This window comes from Desulfovibrio subterraneus, assembly GCF_013340285.1.
Classification (GTDB): Bacteria; Desulfobacterota; Desulfovibrionia; order Desulfovibrionales; family Desulfovibrionaceae; genus Halodesulfovibrio; species Halodesulfovibrio subterraneus.
This window is the reverse complement of record NZ_BLVO01000016.1, coordinates 535,865-551,945: the sequence shown is the minus strand read 5'-3', so window position 1 is coordinate 551,945 and position 16,081 is coordinate 535,865. Positions and strand designations below refer to the sequence as shown.

The 16,081-nt window shown below is 58.9% G+C and carries 9 protein-coding genes; all 9 read left to right on the top strand.

Annotated features, from left to right (window positions below; genetic code table 11):
- Positions 1-254: 254 nt before the first annotated feature.
- The 9 genes from HUV30_RS16670 to wbaP all read left to right on the top strand — a co-directional run bounded on the left by HUV30_RS16670 (position 255) and on the right by wbaP (position 15,858).
- Positions 255-1,583 (top strand): metallophosphoesterase family protein, encoded by a 1,329-nt coding sequence (locus tag HUV30_RS16670; protein WP_174406633.1) that lies wholly within the window; start codon positions 255-257, stop codon positions 1,581-1,583.
- Complete coding sequence (locus HUV30_RS16665) at positions 1,580-5,704, top strand: AAA family ATPase (protein ID WP_174406632.1); 4,125 nt, start codon at positions 1,580-1,582, stop codon at positions 5,702-5,704. The genes HUV30_RS16670 and HUV30_RS16665 overlap by 4 nt, the downstream gene beginning before the upstream one ends.
- 34 nt (positions 5,705-5,738) lie before the next feature.
- Positions 5,739-7,049: a cyclic 2,3-diphosphoglycerate synthase gene (locus tag HUV30_RS16660; RefSeq protein WP_174406631.1), complete on the top strand. Its 1,311-nt coding sequence runs from the start codon at positions 5,739-5,741 to the stop codon at positions 7,047-7,049.
- Between the two features lie 476 nt (positions 7,050-7,525).
- Positions 7,526-8,350 carry a nitroreductase family protein gene (locus tag HUV30_RS16655; protein WP_174406630.1) on the top strand — a complete coding sequence of 275 codons (825 nt, stop codon included), beginning with the start codon at positions 7,526-7,528 and terminating at the stop codon, positions 8,348-8,350.
- Positions 8,351-8,749: 399 nt separating this feature from the next.
- On the top strand, positions 8,750-10,852 hold the full coding sequence (locus tag HUV30_RS16650) for a methyl-accepting chemotaxis protein (protein WP_174406629.1): 2,103 nt from the start codon (positions 8,750-8,752) through the stop codon (positions 10,850-10,852).
- A gap of 173 nt (positions 10,853-11,025) precedes the next feature.
- The gene (locus HUV30_RS16645; RefSeq protein WP_174406628.1) at positions 11,026-11,604 is read left to right on the top strand and encodes a DNA-3-methyladenine glycosylase I; all 579 of its coding nucleotides are present in this window, start codon (positions 11,026-11,028) and stop codon (positions 11,602-11,604) included.
- Positions 11,605-11,906: 302 nt separating this feature from the next.
- On the top strand, positions 11,907-12,992 hold the full coding sequence (locus HUV30_RS16640; protein ID WP_174406627.1) for a glycosyltransferase: 1,086 nt from the start codon (positions 11,907-11,909) through the stop codon (positions 12,990-12,992).
- A gap of 77 nt (positions 12,993-13,069) precedes the next feature.
- Positions 13,070-14,335, top strand: coding sequence for an O-antigen ligase family protein (locus tag HUV30_RS16635; protein WP_174406626.1), 1,266 nt, complete (start codon positions 13,070-13,072; stop codon positions 14,333-14,335).
- A 107-nt stretch (positions 14,336-14,442) separates the two neighbouring features.
- Positions 14,443-15,858 (top strand): undecaprenyl-phosphate galactose phosphotransferase WbaP, encoded by a 1,416-nt coding sequence (gene wbaP, locus HUV30_RS16630; RefSeq protein WP_174406625.1) that lies wholly within the window; start codon positions 14,443-14,445, stop codon positions 15,856-15,858.
- Positions 15,859-16,081 lie beyond the last annotated feature (223 nt).

Below are 16,081 nucleotides of genomic sequence, written 5' to 3'. Positions count from 1 at the left end.
CTGTTTTCAGACAATCCGGCACCACCAGCCGAATCTGTACTACCGTCCTCACACTGCTGCCGTATTGCATAGCTCTCCTGCGCTATCGGGAAATCACGCCTTTTTTCCACCCCACGTGCACAATTGCCCATTCATGTCGGCCGCGCTTTATGGTACGGTGAACCGCTCCTGCACGGCACACGCCCCCTGCGGGAAACGGAACCCTGCCGACGTATCGCCAACCCTGTAGCCGCCACACGAGACCCACACGAGACATGCCATCAACGTCCCCTGACCGCCCGCTACGCTTCATCCATGCGGCAGACCTGCACCTCGATGCCGCCTTCAAAGGCATTGCCTCAGACGCCCCGGCCTCCGTCCGGACTACCCTGCAACGCGCCACGTTCACGGCCTTTCACCGTCTGGTGGAACTCGGCTGCAGGCTCAGGCCCGATTTTCTCGTACTGGCGGGCGACATCTACAATCAGGAAGACGGCAGCCTCAAAGCCCAGCTGACGCTCAGAGACGGCTGCATGCGCCTGCGTGAGGCAGGAGTCCGTGTCTTCATCGCCCACGGCAACCATGATCCTTACTCAAGCCGTGCCGCGTCCATCACCCTGCCGGACAACGTCACCGTCTTCGGCACGGACGCCGTGGATGTGGTGGAAGTGCCCCGCAACAATGACCTCGTGGCAGTGGTACACGGCATCAGCCACGCAACGGCGCGTGAACGCAAATCCCTTGCCCGCAAGTTCAGCCGCACCCTGCATGACACCGTGCAGGTCGGCGTGCTTCACTGCACCCTTGATGCGGTGGCCTCGGCAGACATATACGCCCCCGCAACCCTCAAGGAACTTTCCGCCACGGGGCTGGACTACTGGGCCCTTGGCCATATCCACGAACCGCAGCAGGTCAGCCGCACCCCGCTCGTCGTCTACCCCGGCAGCACGCAGGGTCTGCATATCAACGAACAGGGCCTGCACGGATGCATGATTCTTGAAGGTGACAGGCACACCCTGCAGGCAGAGCTGTTCCCGCTGGCATCCGTTGTGTGGAAAAAGGTCGAAGTGGATATTACCGGCCACGAAACGGCAGAGCGGCTGGACGACGCCCTCTTTGCCGCGGCAGACAACGCCCTTACCGAATCGCTTGAAGCCTGCGACGCCGCAGGCAAGCCGTGGGGCATAACGCCTGCCGCACCGGAAGGTATGGTGCTGCGCATCACGCTCACAGGGCGCGGGCCGCTGGACACACTTCTGCGCGCCCCCGGCACACTGACCGACCTGCTGGAGCGGCTGCGCGAGTCTCTTGCCGTGCAAAGCCCCTTCATCTGGATCAAGGATATCGAGCTTGCCTGCCGCCCCGATGCGGATATGGACGCCCAGCGCAGGCGCCCCGACCTGCTGGGCGAAACCCTGCGCATGGCCCTTGCGCTGCAGGATGACAAGGACGCCGTAGCCACACATTTTTCCGAGGCACTGGCCCCCATGTTCGACAAGCCCAAACTCCGCAAGGCCATTGACCCGCCGGATGCGGCTGAACTGCTGCACCTGCTGGAAGAAGCCGAACTGCTGTGCATGGACATGCTGGAGGCCGACCAATGATCATCCGCGATTTCACCATGGACGGCTTCGGCATCTTTGCCGGACAGAACGTCAACGGCCTGCCGGACGGCATATCCATCTTTCTCGGTAACAACGAGGCGGGCAAGACCACCTGCCTGCGTTTTTTCCGCCACATCCTCTTCGGCTATCCCACGCCCAGCCACAGGGAGTTCACCCCCGCGTTGCGCGGCGGCACGCCCGGTGGCAGTCTGCTGCTGCACACGGGAACGCACGGCCTGCTGCGTATGGAGCGCAGGCCCGGTGTTCGCGGCGGTCCGGTTTCCCTGCACAGAAATTCGGGCGAACCGCTTGATACCGAGTTACTGAATACGCTCCTCGGCGGCGTCACCAAGGAAGTATACGAATCCGTCTACGGCTTTTCCCTCACCGAATTGCAGGAGCTTGCCTCGCTGAACGGCGACAAGGTGCGGCACGCATTGTACGGAGCCAGCTTCGGCGCTGCCACCAAACCGGTGGGGCAGGTGCTCAAGTCGCTCGATGCCGCCATGGAGAACCTCTACAAGTTCAGCGGACAAAAACCCCTGATGAACCGCAAACTTGCGGAACTGGAAGATACCCTGCGCCAGATACGGGAATGCGACAACGCCGTGCAGGCATATGAAGCAACCGTGGCCCTGCGGGATGCCATGACCAGTGAACTGACATCGCTGCAGCACAGGCAGGCAGGCCAGCTTGCCGAGCGCAATGCCATAGAACGCAGGCTTTCCCTCTGGGAACAGGGGGAGCGGCTTCAGCAGCTCAGGGCACAGCTTGCCTCCATTGCGCCGGTTATCGACAACTTTCCGGATGAAGGCGTTCTCCGGCTGGAGCGTCTGCGCGAAGCCATTGCCGAACGCCGCGCGGAACAGCAGGGCATTGCCCTCAAGATTTCCCGCCTTGAAGAGCGCCGGCAGCAGCTTGCCATACCCGCTCACCAGACCGTCATCAGCCATCAGTCGGCAATCACGGCACTGGCCGAGGAAAAGGGCCGTTACCGGTCGCTTGCCGAGCAGATAGCCACTGCCGCACGGGATATTTCCGGCACACAGGCTGCACTGCACCGCACGCTGGAAGCCCTTGGCAACGAATGGGATGCCGACCGCCTGCGCACGTTCGACCGCTCCCTGTTCACGCAGGAGCGCATTGAACAGTTTGCCGATGCCATGCAGCAGGCAGATACAGGGCTTGCCCACGCCCGCGAACAGCATGAAGTGCGCAAGCGGGAGCTGGAAAAAGCGGAAACTGAACGCGACAATGCCAAGGCCAACCTTGCACGCCTCTGCGGGCAGGAAACCATGGCAGACCCCGCGCTGGTGGAAGAACTGGGCGCACGCCGCGAGCATGTGCGGCGCATTCTCAGCGATCTGCCCCGCAGGCGACAGACCCATTCCCAGACCGAACAGGAACTGGATTCGGATATTGTCCGGCTGGTTCCCCACTGGCACCGCGAGCACATTCTCGCACTCGACACCTCGTTCACGGCCCGCGAAGCCGTGGCAGGGGCAGCCCGCACCCTTGCCGACTCAGAACGCGCCCTGCACGACGCAACGGTGCTGCACCAGTCCGCCGCAACTCAACTGGAACAGCATGATGAGCGCCTTGCCGGTCGGCAGGCCGAAATACGCCAACATGTTGCCCCTACACGCGAAGAGGCCGAGGCCCGCAAAGCCGCCCTGCGCTCGCTGCGCAGCCTGCTGCGCGATGTTGTAGAAGCGCGCCACCGACTCGAAAGCCTGTGCACGCAACAGTCCGTCAGACAGGCATCCCGCCCTGCACCGGCCCTGCTTGCTGCGGGGTACTCCATCATGGCCCTTGTCTTTGCCGCAGGCTGTGTCCTGAGTGTCGTCTCCGCGAACCTTGCGCAACTGCCGCAGGCTGTCGCCATGCACATTCCGCAAGTCCCCCTATACGCCGCCGCGGGGCTTGTTCTTGTGTCTCTGTGCGGCGCGGCCCTGCTGTATCTGCGCGCCCGCTCCGGCGCTCCGGATGCTGAACTGCAGGCGCAGATCGAGCAGGAAGAAGCCAAGCTGCACGGCCTCACGGAACAGATGCAGTCTCTGTGCGTGGCAGCCGGAGCGGCTTCGCCTGAACAGGCAGATCTCGACAGAGCGGAACTTGCCGCAGACGCCATGCGCGATGCGGCGGAAAATCATCACCGCCTGCTCCGTTCGCTTGAAGAACTGCGGCAGGAACGGGAACGGCTGGCCAGACAACTGGCCGAAACAGTCCGCAGCATGGACAGCGCGCGGAATGAACGCGATCTCGCCAGACAGAACTGGTCCGTGCGGCTGCGCGACCTGCAGCTGCCTGCCACGGCAACACCCGAGGTGGCTCTCTCCATTTTCGACAGGGTGGAAGGCATACGTGCCAGACTACAGGGGCTGGAAACAGCGATGCAGGAAACCGCCGCCATGCGTTCCGCCGTGGACAGCTACCTTGAACTGGCAAAGCAATTGTCCCCCGAGGCCGCTTCGCCCTCGGAAGACGAACTGCTCTCCCTTGCCGACCACGCCGTGGACAATGCCCGCAGGCAGCGGGAAACCGCCACGGAACAGGCCCGCGCAGCTCAGATGCTCGCAGAAAGAGACGCGCAGGCAAAGCAATGCCTTGCGGCAGTCGAAGCCGCACGGCAGCGGGAAGAGGCCGCTGCCAACACAAGGAACACCCTTGCCGCAGAGTGGCGCGAGTGGCTCACCGTCCGTGGCCTTGTCTCCACCCTCAGCCCTGCTACAGCCCTTGTTGCCCTGCGTCATGTGGGCGAGGGCGTGCAGCTTCTCGATACCCTTGAACAGCAGATGCGGCATCATACCGCTCTGCAGCGAGAAGCCGATGCCTATGCCGAACGGCAGGATGCTCTGTTAGCAGCGGCACAGGCGGCTCTGCACCTGTCCGGTTCACATGACGGGTCAGAATCGCCGATGGCAGCACAAAGCGAAGAGCAGGGAAGAACCGGAAAAACATTGGCAGACCGGCTGGCTGCAACCGACAGGCTTTCGCAGGCCCTTGCCGCCGCACGCGAAGCGCTTGCGGAACACACCGCACTGGAACGGGAACTACCCGAACTGCGCGGCGCCCTGCAGACATGTCAGAACCGTCTGCGCACCTTCGAGGCTGAACACCTTGAGCTGCTGCGGCACGGTGGTGCACAGCCCGCTCATGATGCACCGGAGGCATTATCCGAAGCTGAAGAACGCTTCCGCCAGCGCGGAGCTGCCTATGCGGCACGCGTGACCGTACTGAACGAAATGACACCCCTGCAGGCATCGCTTGAAGCGGCGCTGGCGGCAGGGACTGCCCGAGCCGAAACAGGCAGTTCCCCTGATTCCGCAGAAGGGCAGGCATCTCCCGCTCTGCTGCTGGAAACCTTTCTTGCCGAACCGCTCTCCGGCGATGCCAAGGCCGAACTGGCCGCCCGGCTGCAAACGCTCGACAGCGCCCTTGCCGACGACAGGAAGCAGGAAAATGAACTGCGGCAGCAGATAAGTGACAGCAGCACGGCTCTCAAAAATCTGGCCAATGCAGAGCAGATGTCGGAATTGCGCAGCCGCGAAGCCGCCATACGCGAAGACCTGCACCAGCTCAGCCGCCAGTGGGCGCGCCATGCCATGGCACGACAGCTGGTGCTCTCCGCCAAGCGCACTTTTGAACAACAGCGCCAGCCTGCGGTCATCCGCCATGCCAGCGGCTTTTTCCGCACCATTACGGGCGGGGCATACTCCGGCCTGCACACCAGTCTGGAAGATGATTCCATCCGCGCCCTGCTGCCGGGGGGCAAAAGCCGCCTGCCGGACCAGCTCAGCCGCGGCACCCGCGAGCAACTCTTTCTTGCGCTGCGGCTCGGCTTCATCCTCAGCCATTCCGCAGGGGCGGAAGCGCTGCCCGTGATCATGGACGATATTCTCGTCAACTTCGATCCCGGCAGAGCCTCGCTCACGGCACAGGCCCTTGCCGAACTGGCGGAACACAACCAGATTCTCTTTTTCACCTGCCATCCGCAGACAGCGGATACCCTGCTTGCAACGGCCCCTTCCGCAGCGCTCTACAAAGTTGCGGACGGCACCATTACCGCAGAAAGGACCGACACCCGCAGAGGTGCCGCAGTGGCTGCCTCTACGGCATAATTTCGCACACGGTTTTCCATCCGAGGAGGCTGCCATGCGCACGATCATCATAATGGGCGCTGCCGGACGCGACTTTCACAACTTCAATGTCCTGTTCCGCGACAATCCGGAATACCGGGTTGTCGCCTTCACGGCCACGCAGATACCGGACATAGACGGCCGCTGTTACCCCCCCTCGCTGGCGGGCGGACGGTATCCCGAAGGCATCCCCGTGGTATCGGAAGACAGGCTGCAGGAACTGATACAGCTGCACCGCGTGGACACGGCAGTCTTTTCGTACAGCGACATCTCGCACGAAACCGTCATGCACCGCGCCTCGCTGGTCAACGCCCTCGGAGCCAACTTCATGCTGGCAGCCCCCGCGCAGACCATGCTGGACTCCGCCAAGCCGGTCATCGCCGTCTGCGCTGTGCGCACGGGCTGCGGCAAGTCGCCTGTCACCCGCCACATATGCTCCATGCTCCGCGACAGGGGAATCAGAACAGCCATCATCCGCCACCCCATGCCGTACGGAGACCTTGAAAAGCAGGCCGTGCAACGCTTTGCCTCCCTTGAAGACATGGACGCCGCAAACTGCACCATTGAAGAACGCGAGGAATACGAACACCATGTGGAGCAGGGGTTCACCGTGTTCGCGGGGGTGGACTACGCCCGCATCCTTGCCGCGGCCGAAGCGGAAGCCGATGTCATTGTCTGGGACGGCGGCAACAACGACACCCCGTTCATACGCCCCACCATACACATTACCGTGCTCGACCCGCTGCGCCCAGGACACGAACGCACCTATCATCCCGGCGAAACCAACCTGCGCCTTGCGGACATAGCCATCATCAACAAAGTAAACTCGGCTCCGCTGCCCGCCATAGCACAGGTTACGGAATCCGTGCGCACCCATGCTCCGCTTGCGGAGCTGCTGCTGGCCAAGTCCACCGTCACGGTGGATACGCCGCAGATGGTACAGGGCAAGCGCGTTCTGCTGGTTGAAGACGGCCCCACGCTGACGCACGGCGAAATGGGCTATGGGGCCGCGCAGATAGCTGCGGACATCTACGGCGCTGCATCGGTTGTCGATCCCAGACCCGCCGCCGCAGGCTCCATTGCCGAAACCTTTGCCCGCTATCCCCACATCGGCAGGGCGCTGCCCGCCATGGGGTATTCCGGCAAGCAACTGGCCGATCTTGAAGCCAGCATCAACAATGCGGACTGCGACACCGTGCTGCTCGGCACTCCCATCCGCCTTGAGCGTCTTATCCGCATAACAAAACCCTATGTACGAGTGCACTATACGCATGAGGATCATGGCGCACGCACGCTGGAGCAGGCCATCTTCGACAGGCTGCCCTAGACCGTAGCGGCTCATCGCGCCCTGGCCCGGCCCAAACGACACGTGATCAGACGCGGTTTGCACGATCGGGCGCGACCGGCCCAGACTCAACAATACCAGCCATAGCCAACACGGTTCAGCCTCTTTCCCAAACAAGAATCCCCTGCCCCGTAACAATGCGGCAGGGGATTCTTGCATTCCTGTGAGACTGGGAGTAACCACCACTCTTCCGGCACCCGACAGCCGCAGGACTGCACCTACTCCTGCCTGCCCCGTCCGACGCATTTTTCCGGCTCCTCAATTCCGGACGCGCGATTCTGAACACACAGTTCCGCACATACAGTTTCGAGCGAACGTTTTCGGAAGCACGGTTACATGAGCACCCCCAAGTACCTTTTTTGTGCCTTCTTTCCATACCGGCGGTACGTGCTATATTTGCCGTTCCTGCCTGATAGCAATACAGGGAGCCCGCTCCCCGAAAATGAAGACGAGGAATCATGTTACAGTTCACCATCAACGAAGAAGCGTGCGTACGCTGCGGAGAATGTGTCAAAGACTGCCCCATGGGCATAATCGGCATGCGCGACGACGTTCCCTTCATCCTTCCCGAAAAGGAAGAGGCATGTCTGCGGTGCCAGCACTGCCTGACAGTCTGTCCCACTGCTGCGCTGTCTATCCTCGGCAAGAACCCTGCCGACAGCCTGCCGCTCAGAGGCAACATGCCCACCCCCGATCAGATGGAAACCCTGCTCAGAGGGCGGCGTTCCGTTCGTCGGTACAAGCAGAAAAACGTGGACAGGGACGTGCTCACACGCCTCATGGATATCACCAGAAGCGCTCCCACCGGCAAGAACAACCTTCGCCTGCACTTTCTGCTGATCGACGACATGGCAGTCATGGACAGCATCAGAAGTGAGGTTTACGAAGGTATTCTTCAGCGCATGGCGGCCGAAGGCCTTCCTGAAGGCATGGAGTTTTTCGGCACCCTGGCAAAGCTCTGGGGCAGAGGCATGGATATCGTCTTCCGGGGCGCACCGCATCTGCTCTGGGTAACCGCGCCTGAAGATTCTCCCTGCCCTGAATCCGACCCCTACATCGCACTCAGCTATTTTGAACTCATGGCAGCCTCGTTCGGGCTGGGAACAGTCTGGTGCGGCTTTGCCAAATGGGCCTTCTCTTCCGTTCTTCCCCACATGAAAGCCAGACTGGGCGTACCCGAGAACCATACGAACGGATATGTCATGATGTTCGGTCATCCCGACGTCAGATATCACCGCACTGTTCAGCGGACCGAGCAGACGCTGCACGTCGTAACGCTGTAATTCCGCTCTCACTGCCTACAATTTGGTACCGCACCGTAACGGGCCGACACTTTTTGTGCCGGCCCGTTTTCGTTATTATTATTTTCTATTAGGTGTTTATTTTTTATATGAATGTATGCATTATATTAAACATAAGCCCCATAATCTCTGCCGGATTCACAGGGGGGGTATCCAAGACGACACAGGATATGAACAAATAACGTATCCGGCAGACATAACGGGCATGGGACCGCATTTGGCCGTTATGCCGATTGCAGTTTGCGGCGGGAGAGAGGAACACATACAAGAGGCCCCGTACAACGTTCCAGCTCTGCTGGTGCAGGGACTCCGGCTGCCTGTGTTCCGATTGCGTGAAAACACGCAAGGTAGATTACGGCCCACATAAAGCGAGGAGTATGTATGAACCGGTCGTTGAAATTCAAGATCATAGCAGGCCTGCTGACGGTGGTGGTGCTGATTCTGGCAGGAATCTTCATCACGGTAGGCATCACTGTCAGCAACCAGTCCAACCGGGCAAGCCATGAGTCTGTCAAGGGCGAGCTGGGACAGGTTGATACTGCCATCAGCCTCTTCATGGATGAGAGCAAGCGAAACGCCAACATGCTTGCGTCTTTCCCCATTGCCATGCGCATAGACGAGGTGACCACCTCGCATGTGAACACCACGGCATCGCGCGCCGCCAAGCCTGACCAGGACGACACTGTGGGGCAGGAAATTGTCAAACTTTTCTCTGCGGTTCAACGCTCGCACCCCGCCTATGTAGAAGTGTTTCTGGGTACTGAAAACGGCGCCTTCGTAAGTGCTCTTGTCGACAGTGCAATGCCCGCAGGCTACGACCCGCGCAAGCGCCCGTGGTACAAAGAAGCCTTGCAGACGCCCGACAGCGCAGCCGCATCCAAGGCATACAAGTCCACCACCGGAGAGGCTGTCACCAGCGTCATGCGTGTGGTAAAGCGCAATGGTGAAATCATAGGCTGTGTAGGGGTGGATATATCCCTGAAGCAGCTGACCGACCTCGTGAACTCCATCCGTCTGGGTGAAACGGGCTACATGGTGCTCATTCAGGATGACGGTGTCATTCTGGCCGATCCCAAACACTCCGATTACAACTTCAAGCAGGTTGGCGAGATTTCCAGCCCCCACCTTGATGAGCTCTTCAAAAAAGGCAGCGGCTATGCGGATGTGACGGTCGACGGCAAGGAATACCTCGGCGTCATCGTCACCTCTCCCCACACCAAGTGGAAGCTGGTAGGCCTGAAGGAAAAGGCCGAGATCATGGTGCCCGTGTACGACACCCTGACCAAGCTCGTCTACATCGGGTGTGCCAGCCTGCTGCTCATTACTCTTTTCATCTGGTTCTTCATTGAGTTCACCACGCTGCGCCCGCTCGGTGCTGTTGTGGGCTTCCTCAACGACATCTCCGCCGGACGCTACGACAAACAGCTTGCCCCGCGCAGTATGGATGAGATGGGGCAGATTTACGCCTCGCTGAACAGCATGGCCCTGAAGTTGTCTGAAAATATGCGGGAAATCACCCGGAAGACCGATGAGGCCGAAGACAAGGCAAGAACTGCGGAATCTGCCACACAGCAGGCGAAGGAAGCGCTTGAAAAGGCCCAGAAGGCCCGCGCGGAAGGCATGTTGCATGCGGCAGGCCAGCTGGAAGCCGTTGTCGCCGCCATTTCACACGCAACATCGGAAATTTCCAACAAAACTTCCGGCATACGTCAGGGAACGGAAACCCAGCGCGACCGCATCCAGACCACGGCAACCGCCATGGAAGAAATGAACGCCACCGTGCTGGAAGTTGCCCAGAACGCGAGCAACGCGGCCGACAAGGGTTCCACTGTACGCGACAGGGCGCAGGAAGGTGCCAAGATCGTGGATCAGTCCATCAAGGCCATGAACTCGACCCAGCAGCAGGCCGAGGCGCTGAACGCCGACATGGCGCAGCTGGATGAGCAGGCCAAGGCCATCGGCAATATCATGACCGTGATTTCCGACATCGCCGACCAGACCAACCTGCTTGCCCTGAACGCCGCCATTGAAGCTGCCCGTGCGGGCGAAGCCGGGCGAGGCTTTGCGGTCGTTGCAGACGAAGTGCGCAAGCTGGCTGAAAAGACCATGCACGCCACGCAGGAAGTGGGCTCTTCCATCCAGTCCATCCAGCGTGTGGCCGCCAACAACGTCTCTGCCATGAAGGCTGCGGTGAAGGACCTTGAGCACGCGACCTCGCTTGCCAATACCTCCGGCACCACCCTTTCGCAGATCGTGAGCGGAACCGAGGAATCGGCCGGACAGATTCAGTCCATCGCCACCGCGGCGGAAGAACAGTCCGCAGCTTCCGAGGAAATCACCCACGCCATTGAAGAGATCAACAGTATTGCCATGGACACCGCCGCAAGTGTTGAAGAAGCAACCGACGCCCTTCAGGAGCTTTCCGGCCAAACCGAGCAACTTGTGAAACTCATCAGGGACCTCAAGAAGGAAGGCGGCATGTAGCCGTATTCCTCTCTCTCACCACAAGCACCACACGGGGCGCGCTGCAAGAGCGCGCCCCGCTTCTTTTGTGTGGCAGATTGAGCAGGGAATACGCCGTGCAACGCTTCCCTTACCGGAAATTTTGCAGCATACTCCCGAAATCCGACAAACCGAGACGCTCGAGGAGAGAAGACATGCCCGATCAGAACAGGTGCCCGTGGGCCGAAGCCAGCCCGCTGGAAACTCGATACCATGACGAGGAGTGGGGCGTTCCCGTACGTGACGACAATACCCATTTCGAGTTCCTCATTCTGGAAGGGGCACAGGCAGGGCTGAGCTGGCACACCATTCTGCAGCGCCGCGAAGGGTACCGTGAGGCCTTCCTGCACTTTGACCCTGTCGCCGTGGGCAAGCTCACCGAGGCCGATGCGGAACGGCTGATGCAGGATACGCGCATTATCCGTAATCGCCTCAAAATCGCCGCAACCATCAACAATGCACTGCGGTTTCAGGAAGTTCAGGCCGCCTTTGGCTCCTTCACCGACTACTTCTGGGGATTCGTGGACGGCCGGTCGGTGCAGAATGAATGGCAGCGTCTGGAGCAGGTGCCCGCCTCCACCCCGCTGTCGGATACCATTGCCAAAGATCTGAAGAAACGCGGCTTCAAGTTCGTGGGAACAACCACCATGTATGCGCACCTGCAGGCGACAGGCCTCGTCAACGACCACCTGACAAGCTGCTTCCGGTACGACTACATACGCAGCCTCGGATAGCAGGAACCGGCATACCACCGTCCGGTTTACAGATGCCCTGTTCCCTGCTATGTCTCGTGACGATTTCTGCCCTGCAACTTGCTTGCGAACGGCTGAAATCATGAATTATTTCAGGGTATCCACATACCACCAGCTGCTGATTGCCACACTTTCGCCATCCCCGGGCCGCAGGCAGAACGCACGGTTGAGCCCGCAATTCCGGAATGGCTGATGCAGGCATACATCCGCATTTTGCACCTGCACCCTGCAAACACAACAGTATAGAGAGCTTTGAACGTGCGAACCGAGAGCATGACCGGCTTATGAAAACAGCAATCGTCCACTACTGGCTGTGCAACCGCAGAGGCGGAGAACGGGTGCTTGAAGCGCTTTGCGAACTCTTTCCGCAAGCGGACATATTCACCCATGTCTACGATCCGGAACAGCTCGATTCGCCCATCATACAACGCCACAATGTCCACACCACCTTCGTGAACAGGCTGCCCTTCGCCAAAACGAAGTATCAGTGGTACCTGCCGCTCATGCCCCTTGCGCTGGAGCAGCTCGACCTGCGGGACTACAAACTCATACTCTCCAGCGAATCCGGCCCCGCCAAGGGCGTGCTCGTTTCACCCAACTCCCGACACGTCTGCTACTGTCACTCCCCCATGCGCTATGTATGGGACATGCAGCCCGAATATTTTGCCAACGCTTCCATTGTGAAGAAAGTGCTGGCCGCGCCGCTGCTGCATTACCTGCGCATGTGGGATGCAAGCACGGCCAACAGGGTTGACTCCTTCGTGGCCAATTCGTCCTGCATCCAGCGCCGCATTGAGCTTTGCTACCGCCGCGAATCAACTGTCATACACCCTCCCGTGGATGTGAACGATTTCGATCCGACCCGGTCCCGCGACGATTTTTACCTTCTTGCGGGTGAATTGGTCCCCTACAAAAAGCCGGAACTTGCCGTTGCCGCGTGCAACGCGCTGGGCAAAAAGCTGGTGGTCATCGGCGGCGGCCCCATGGTAGAGAGCATTCGCAGCATGGCAGGCCCGACAGTGCAGGTCATGGGAAGACAGCCCTTCTCCGTTCTCAAGGATCACCTTGCCCGCTGCAAAGCCCTGCTTTTTCCGGGAATGGAAGACTTCGGCATACTGCCGGTCGAGGCCATGGCTTCCGGTGCGCCTGTCATTGCCTACGGCAACGGCGGCATTCTGGATTCAACAGTGCCGGACAAGACGGCCATCTACTTTGCCGAACAGACAAGCCAGAGCCTTGAAGAGGCCATCAGACTGTTCGAGGCAAAAGGGGTGCGTTGGACCGCGCAGGAAATTGCTGCGCACACACAACGTTTTTCCAGACAGCGGTTCATCACAGAAATGGACACGCATATACGGTCGGTACTGTAGCCACCCCATAACGGGGGGGCTTCTGTCCACCGAAACAGCCCGAAACCATTCGGCAACCAACTCCAACAACCACAGGCATGATAAGCACACTCAAAACTTACTATACGCGATATACCCCTCAACAGAGAGGGGCCTTCATTCTGGCGCTCATGCGCTACGTCTTTCTTGCCTGCTGGCTGCTGTATCCCTTCGGCAAGGCCTTTCAGGTTGCAGGGGGAACCATCTGCCTTATCCTGCTCCCCTTCTACTACCTGAACGACTATGCCGGTTCGAACCTTAAAAAGGTTCCGGGTAAATGGCTTTTCGGCCTGTTCTTCCTATTCATATTTCTGAACACGGCCCTTTCCGGGTGGCCGGCACACAGTTTTTCCTACCTGCGTCCCACGCTGAACGAAAGCTGGCCCATGCTCTTTGCAGGGCTTGAGGTCATCAGAAGTCGCAAGGACATGCTGCTTCTGGGACTCGCCTTCTTCGGTGCAGCCTTCGGCGAAGGACTCGCGGGAATCTGGCAATATGTTACCGGCTTTGACCTCATAACCGGTGACCCGCTCATGACGGGCAGACTTACCGGATCCTTCGGCTCCTATCGGGTAGGGAACTATATTGCCATAACCATCCTGCCGGCGTGCCTTGCATATTATGCAATGCCCTCTCACTGGTCTGCGTTCAGGAGATTGGGGCTTATTGCTCTTGGTCTCATTCCTCCACTGTTTCTGCTCGTTGGTGCGCAGGCCCGAACCGGAATACTGGGCCTTGCTGCGGGAGCCGTACTTATCGTGACCATTCGCCAATATCGCAAATGGTACATTCTTCCGATTGGCATCATTCTGGTTGTTCTTGCCATCATATTTGGCCCCAGCCGCATATCACTGGAAACAGCCATGCAGGATGCCCGATGGGAGCTTTGGGGCACCGCCATTGAGATTTTCAAACAGAATCCCATATGGGGAGCAGGAGCCAGCACCTTCAAGCCGGCATATTTAGAGATGGGCATTGAACTGGTACGAAACAGCAACAAAATTCCCCACCCCCACGGGGCTTTCATTCAGTTGCTAGCGGACGGCGGCATTACAGGCTTTGCAATTGCCTGCAGCTTTCTCCTCGGCTACTGGGGCTGGTGTGCCTTGCGCATCATCAAAGGGCTGATGTATTGCCGCTCCGCACGGGAATGGCATTATGCAGCCTTCATATGGGGCGGCTATTCCTGCTACCTGGGAACAGCGGTTTTCGGCCACAATTTCTACCGCACATGGTGGCTTGCTATGGGCATGGCTCTACTGGGGGCATCAATTGCAGCCTGCCTTGCCGCCTCAGCTCATGAGCAGATTGACAGCACAGCCTAATTCCACGCACACTGGCAGGCAAATATACTGTATTGCCTCAGAATACATAGAATTGCGGCATCAGCTTCCTTTGCCAACTCATACTCCATTTGAAACACGAGTCCTCTATGAACGGAATAGTTGAAGACGCCAGAAGAACCCGCAGGAATATGGGCCTTCGTATGGCCTTGGTTGATGTGACTACCCTTTTTGCCGTAATTACCACAGTCACGCTGTTACGCTTTGTCTTCGGCGGAGAATTTTCGCTGGCCACATATGCGGCACTGCTTCCGATTATGGCTCTTTTCCCTATGGTCTTCGCAGTGGCAGACCTGTATCCCGGTACCCTGATGCCGCCACACGAAGAACTCAAAAAATTCTGTATTACTGTCACGGCCTGTTTTCTGCTCCTCGGTACCTTCACCTTTTTCTCACGCGGAGCCGAAACATACTCCCGTCTGGTTTTCTTCTTCTCATGGCTGCTTTCCATGATGCTCATCCCAGCAGTACGCGCGCGAATGCGCGGTAAACTTGTACTCCGCGACAAGTGGGGAGTTCCGGCCATCATATTTGGCACCGGAGCAGCATCCAGCATCATGGCGCGCAACACCCGCTTACGCCCGCGCATCGGCCTCAAGGTCGTAGGCATTGTCTCCAACTCCATCGCAAAGGGAGAGACCTTCGAATCTCTGCCCGTGCTCGGCAGCATGGCTGAAGTAGAAGCCATTGCGGCAGCCTATCCCGGCAGCTATGCCATTGTTCCTGAAGAACCGGACCAAAGTGCCAACAAGGACCTTATCGCCCGTCTGGACAGACATTTCCCCCGCATCATCATGCTGCCTAATGCAGATGCCCTGAGCAAACGCTGGGCAACCGCCAGAGATATCGGCGGCCTGGTGGGTCTTGAGATGCGCCAGAACCTTCTGGACGGCAACCGGCTGCTCATAAAACGATCTTTGGATTTTTGCGCCGCCCTTTTCGGTGTTCTTGCCCTGTCTCCCTTCTTTCTTGTTATGGCCATATGGATCAAGCTCGACAGCAAGGGACCGATCTTCTTCGGTCACACCCGCATAGGCAGAGACGGGCGCCCCATCAAGGTCTGGAAGTTCCGCACCATGGCCCACAACAGCAAGGAAATATTGGAACGCCTGCTCGCAGAGGACGAAGACAGCCGCAGGGAATGGGAAGAAACGCAGAAGCTCCGCAACGATCCCAGGGTAACCAGAGCGGGTAAGTTTCTTCGTAAAACCAGCCTTGATGAGCTGCCGCAGCTCTGGAACGTGGTATGCGGCGATCTGAGCCTTGTGGGTCCACGCCCCATCGTTGAAGATGAAAAAACCCGCTACAAGGACTCGTTTACCTTGTATTCCCGCATTCGTCCCGGCATAACGGGCCTGTGGCAGATCTCCGGCCGCAACCTGACATCGTATGACGAGCGCATCGACCTTGACTCCTACTACGTACGCAACTGGTCCATCTGGTTCGACATCTACATACTGGCCAAGACAATCCCTGTGGTACTGACAGGACACGGGGCCTTTTAGTCCCGCACAAACTAAGTGCAGGCCCTCTCATCCATACAAGCACGCGTTGACATCATGCGGCACAGCATGTACCGCAGAGCAATAATACTTCAACCTCAACAAGGACAGTGGATGTTCAATTCTCCGGATACTGTGCGTTATGCATAGCAAGGGCTATTGCATAACCACGTAACTCGTTGCGGCAATAGCCCTTGCTCGATCCTGATACATCATTAGGAGGAGC

Excerpts from the sequence above, each read along its gene's own strand:
- HUV30_RS16660 (WP_174406631.1), top strand. The coding sequence starts at position 5,739 with ATGCGCACGATCATCATAATGGGCGCTGCCGGACGCGACTTTCACAAC.
- HUV30_RS16655 (WP_174406630.1), top strand. The coding sequence starts at position 7,526 with ATGTTACAGTTCACCATCAACGAAGAAGCGTGCGTACGCTGCGGAGAA.
- HUV30_RS16640 (WP_174406627.1), top strand. The coding sequence starts at position 11,907 with ATGAAAACAGCAATCGTCCACTACTGGCTGTGCAACCGCAGAGGCGGA.
- HUV30_RS16645 (WP_174406628.1), top strand. The coding sequence starts at position 11,026 with ATGCCCGATCAGAACAGGTGCCCGTGGGCCGAAGCCAGCCCGCTGGAA.
- wbaP (WP_174406625.1), top strand. The coding sequence starts at position 14,443 with ATGAACGGAATAGTTGAAGACGCCAGAAGAACCCGCAGGAATATGGGC.
- HUV30_RS16635 (WP_174406626.1), top strand. The coding sequence starts at position 13,070 with ATGATAAGCACACTCAAAACTTACTATACGCGATATACCCCTCAACAG.
- HUV30_RS16665 (WP_174406632.1), top strand. The coding sequence starts at position 1,580 with ATGATCATCCGCGATTTCACCATGGACGGCTTCGGCATCTTTGCCGGA.
- HUV30_RS16650 (WP_174406629.1), top strand. The coding sequence starts at position 8,750 with ATGAACCGGTCGTTGAAATTCAAGATCATAGCAGGCCTGCTGACGGTG.
- HUV30_RS16670 (WP_174406633.1), top strand. The coding sequence starts at position 255 with ATGCCATCAACGTCCCCTGACCGCCCGCTACGCTTCATCCATGCGGCA.